This is a genomic window from Alkalibacterium kapii (assembly GCF_007988865.1).
Classification (GTDB): Bacteria; Bacillota; Bacilli; order Lactobacillales; family Carnobacteriaceae_A; genus Alkalibacterium; species Alkalibacterium kapii.
In genome coordinates this window covers 1-1,961 of the sequence record NZ_BJUY01000047.1, presented here as the reverse complement: position 1 = coordinate 1,961, position 1,961 = coordinate 1, and the positions used below count along the sequence as shown (strand labels likewise).

Annotated in this window: 1 protein-coding gene; it reads left to right on the top strand. The window is 35.3% G+C overall.

The features are described from left to right. The first annotated feature begins 147 nt into the window (after positions 1-147). Positions 148-1,881 (top strand): IS1634 family transposase, encoded by a 1,734-nt coding sequence (locus tag AKA01nite_RS09170; protein WP_146925024.1) that lies wholly within the window; start codon positions 148-150, stop codon positions 1,879-1,881. The last annotated feature ends 80 nt before the right edge of the window (positions 1,882-1,961 follow it).

Sequence of the window (1,961 nt, the reverse complement as noted above, 5' to 3'; positions counted from 1 at the left end):
CCGGGTCTTTGACACTTTAAATCCTAAAAAAGTTACCTAAAGCCTTTAGCGGCTTTATTTTTTTGTCAATTTATTCACTTTAATATTGTAGTACTATGTAGTAATGTGTTATAATATAGATATATTTCTAAGAGATGAGGGTTAATTATGCGCGTTAAACGAAATGTTTCGAAGAATTCTATCTCCTACTCTATTATAGAAAGTTATCGAGACCGCAACGGACGATCCACAACTCGCGTTGTAGAGTCTTTAGGAAACGAAGAGGAGATTCGACGGAATCACCCAGGCGTTGATCCCGAAAAATGGGCAAATGAGTATGCAAGAAAATTGACTGAAGAGAAGAAAAAAAAGACTTCCCAAATCATTGCTAAATATAATCCCACTAAGCAGATCCCTTTAAATACCAGGCAATCATATAATATTGGTTATCTTTTTCTCCAAAAAATTTATCATGAATTAAAATTCGACAAACTCTGCCAACAGATTGAAAGGGAGAACCAGTTCTCCTTTGATCTCAATGCAATCCTCTCTCGTTTACTTTACATGCGTATTCTCAACCCGTCCTCTAAGAGAAGCACACTAGAACAAGCAAAAGAATTACTTGAAGGTCATACTATCGAACCGCAGCACATGTATCGTGCCCTTGATGTCTTGGAAAAAAATATGGATCGCATACAAGAAGCGGCTTATAAAAATAGTAAGACTATCGTTAGCCGGCAAACAGATATCCTTTATTATGACTGTACTAATTTCTTTTTTGAAATCGAAGAAGCCGACGGCTTAAAACAATATGGTATGTCTAAAGAGCATCGTCCAAATCCAATTGTCCAGATGGGTTTATTTATGGATGGAGACGGCCTTCCTCTTGCTTACAATCTCAATCCAGGAAATACAAACGAACAACCGACATTGAAACCACTCCAAAAACGAATAATGAAAGAGTTCAACTTATCAAAAATGATTGTGATAACGGACGCTGGCCTTTCATCTGTCGGTAATCGTAAATACAATACATTAGGAGAAAGAGGTTTTGTGACAACGCAATCCATAAAAATGCTTCCCAAGCACTTAAAAGCGTTCGCTTTAGATAAAAAAGGATGGAAGCTAACCCATGCGACTGGAAATAATCGAAATAAACTATATGATTTATCCACATTAAATCCAAACAAATTTATGACGCATACCTTCTACAAAAAACGTTGGATTAACGAAAAAGGATTTGAACAACGACTAATTGTCACTTTCTCATTTAAATATCAAGCGTATAATCAGTCTATTCGAGAGAAACAAATCGAACGGGCAATAAAAAAGTTTGACAATCCTAGCCAATTAAATAAGAAAAAGGCCAATGATCCTACCCGTTTTATTGAATCGATTAATTTTACTCAAGATGGTGAAGTCGCTAAAAAGACCCACTATACTTTGAATAATGCACAGGTAGAAAAAGAAGCGCAATATGATGGCCTTTATGGAGTATGTACAAATGTACAGTCAACCCCAGAAGAAATTGTAGCTATTAATCACAGACGATGGGAAATCGAAGAAACCTTTCGAATTATGAAAACTGAAATGAAGTCTCGACCTGTTTATCTTCAAAAAGATGAACGTATCCAAGCTCACTTCTTAACCTGTTTTCTTTCTTTACTCATTTTCCGAATACTAGAAAAGAAACTGAAGGAAAAGTTTACTTGTACGGATATTATACAAACATTAAAAAATATGAGAGTGTATGATGTCCAAGGACAAGGATACATTCCAACTTATACGCGCACTCATTTAACTGATTATTTACATGAAACCTTTGGGTTTCGGACAGATACAGAAATTATCAGTCCAAAAATATTGAAAAAAATTATGAAAGATACAAAAAAAGCAAAATAGTACCCTCTTTTTGGACGTTTTAAAACCCGAAAAACCCCTTTGCATAGGGAGTTTTCGGGTTTTTAGGTGTTAAAGATGAG